A 2,708-nucleotide genomic window follows, 5' to 3' on the forward strand; every position below is an offset into this window, starting at 1 on the left:
TAGGAAAGCTGTCCTTATGTACCCTTTCAGCGAGGAGGCCGGGACGATGTACTCCGGTAGCAACCTGACGGCTGTGCGTTTATTCAAGCTAACCCTAGTGGGTATGGTCCTCACAACTTTCGCGTACCTCAGTAGTTGACCGCTCTCCAACTGTCTTAGCAGGTCGCTCGGGGCGCCCCTGACTGCCTGCGGGATTGCCGTCGAGAGGTCGACTATCTCGAGCCGGTTGTTCGCGACTCTCGCGTCGAGCCCCACAACGACCTCCTCGCCGCTCCAGACGTGGACGGGCGTTATAGGCTCTAGCCTTATTTTAAAGACGGCCGCCCACGCCGTGTTAACCACCCACGATCACCGGGTTGAACACGAGAACTGGTGCGGGGGCGGGTTGACCTCCTGTCCCGATCTTGATGACGTGCGGCAATGCCGGTGTTTTGTCGAAGTACAACACGCTCCCCGCACCTGCGTAGACTACCTTCGGTAGGATGTAAGTGTGAAGGGGGGTCCCGGCGTAGCCCTCTAGTTGGACCAAACGCACGGCGCTCCTGGTGCGGTCTACAGGGTCTCCAGTAACTGAGGGCAAGTAGGCCCCGAGCGTGACGTGGAAGCCGGGCCCCGATACCCCCGTCAGCATGTCCTCGCCCGCGCAGAGTCTCCCCTCTCTTACAATGAACTTCCCCGCGCCGGTCGTCCTCATACCGCCGATGCCGACCTCGCCCAGTAGTCGGAGGGTCTTCTCGACCTCCTCGAACTGTTGCTGGTCTGAGTCCACGATAACTCCGAGCGTCGTCTTGGGCTTGACCAGGGTCGCTTTGAACAAGTCGGCCGCACCGGTGACGCGGTCGACCCTGTTCCTCCAGACCTCCAACAGTTCGAAGAAGGCCCCCGCTCTAAGGTGGTCGCCGCCACCCACCGTAAGCAGCCCCTCACCCACGCTAAGGTCCAGCACGAAGTCGCCGCCGCACTTCACCTTCAAAGCGCCATCACCCGGTACCAGGACGAACGCTCTGCCCCCACACCGTTTGTTCACCTCTGCGACGAGCTTCCCCACCGCGCTGATCGGCGCCCACTCGACTCCCAGCTTGCTCAGCCTTACTGTGGAGGGGAGGTGGTCTACGGGCACTAGAACCTCGTAGCAGCCGTTCGTCTTGATCGCCGGGAGGACGGACGACATCCTCGTCTTGGTAAGCCTGTCCGCCAGGCCCCCGTCGCCTAATAGCTCGTAGGCCGCGTACAGGAGGGCCCTGTGCAGAGTTACGCTCTCAATGATCTTGAGGCTCTCGCGCCAGCCCACGTGGTACGGAGAGGTGAATTCGAGTAGAAACAGCTTTGCCATCGTGGTCACTTGCGGCCATGTTTTGCCTTCTTCCGACCCTACCCCTTATTGTTTCGTACACAATAGTTTAGTCAAGCAGTCCGCTACCGTCTTCATTTCGTTCTTGAGCTCTTCCAGTTTGCTGAACGAGCGCCTACAGTCCTTCTCCTCTACTAGGGTCACGCCGCGCTCCGTTGCCCTGACAGCCTTCGGCACCACATTTATGTTCTTGAACTCTACCTTTCCGTACCCCCTCGTCCCACTCGCGCCCAGATACGTGTTGCTCACCAGCTCTAGCCCCGCCACGATAGTCTCTATGTACTCGCCTATCTTTTTGCAGTCGATATCGTACAACAGCAATTTGATGCTGCCCTCGAACTCTACGTGGGGTTTGACCCTCAGTATCGTCCGGGGGTCTGCAGCAGAGGTGATCCTGTCGATCCTGTTCTCTGCCTTGTACTCGAGGAAGTCCATCAGTGAGCGGGGCTCGGCCTTCTTCACGTACTCTGCTGAGGGGAACAAGTCTGAGAACACCAGACGGCCAGGCGCGATCGCGTTCTGGAATACCTCGTTCAATTTATTGATGAGTTTTTCCTTGTCCTGGCAGAATGCCGGCGGGCTACTCCTATCCTTGCACTCCCTGTCTATCTCGTCGATGATCGCCTTGTACTGTGCTGAAGCCCAGCCAAACAGCTCGCTGATAGTGTTCCTGGACTCAGCGTCCTTTACGAACTCCTCGACACCCATAGCGCTCAGGTTCCTTACATACATCCAGATCTTTTTGTCGGTCGTGTACAGTGGTAGCCCCTTGGACAGCTCTAGAAGGCTCCGCATTCTGCCCTTCAGGCTCGAGCCGGGGATGTAGGGGACCTCGATCTCCACCTCCTTCCCGCCTTCGAGCACGTACTTCCTCGTGGTGACCATGGGGTAAGCGTCCGCACCCCCGATCTTGTAAACCAGCGCCTCGACCGGCATCCGTATCAGTAGCCCGGTTTTTGTCTCGAGGATGAAGGTGAAGTCTACTATACCCAGCAAGCGCCTCGACAATACGAGGCTGGACACTCGGACCACCTCATTGCAACGTCATGATCACGAGCGAGTCTATTATCATCCTAGCCCTCTCGAACATGCTCGATAGCTGCTTCGGCTGGGCCGACGGCTCCGTTGTCTTCTTGATCAGCTTGTTGGTCAGAGATATCAAATCCTGCGGAATCCCCTCTGTTAACTGCCCTCTGGCGGCCTGGTACTTCACCATGATGATTACCCTCGTCAGGTCTCTCACGATCTCCTGCCTTGTTTGGTCGTCTATAGCCGTCTTGCCTCTAAGTATCTCGACCGCCTTGTCGAGGACGGCGGCGTAATGCTCGTGGATCCGCCTGTAGGCGCTTTTTTTATT

General features: G+C 57.8%; 3 protein-coding genes and 1 pseudogene. All 4 read right to left on the reverse strand.

Annotated features, from left to right (window positions below; translation table 11 throughout):
• A pseudogene (locus ACP5VX_RS05740) lies at positions 1 to 342 on the reverse strand (hypothetical protein); the annotation flags it as partial.
• A complete protein-coding gene (locus tag ACP5VX_RS05745) occupies positions 335 to 1,333 on the reverse strand; it encodes a hypothetical protein (protein WP_428724929.1) in 999 nt (332 codons plus the stop codon). The gene ACP5VX_RS05745 and the pseudogene ACP5VX_RS05740, both read right to left, overlap by 8 nt.
• A gap of 45 nt (positions 1,334 to 1,378) precedes the next feature.
• Positions 1,379 to 2,374, reverse strand: a complete 996-nt coding sequence (csm3, locus tag ACP5VX_RS05750; protein ID WP_428724930.1) for a type III-A CRISPR-associated RAMP protein Csm3 — start codon at positions 2,372 to 2,374, stop codon at positions 1,379 to 1,381.
• A 10-nt stretch (positions 2,375 to 2,384) separates the two neighbouring features.
• A partial coding sequence (locus tag ACP5VX_RS05755; RefSeq protein WP_428724931.1) for a hypothetical protein occupies positions 2,385 to 2,708 on the reverse strand: 324 nt, incomplete at its 5' end.

The sequence above is a fragment of the Thermogladius sp. genome, assembly GCF_049970955.1.
Classification (GTDB): Archaea; Thermoproteota; Thermoprotei_A; order Sulfolobales; family Desulfurococcaceae; genus Thermogladius.

What these genes read in the sequence shown, in the direction of transcription:
- ACP5VX_RS05745 (WP_428724929.1), bottom strand. Translation starts at nt 1,333, where the DNA reads ATGGCAAAGCTGTTTCTACTCGAATTCACCTCTCCGTACCACGTGGGC.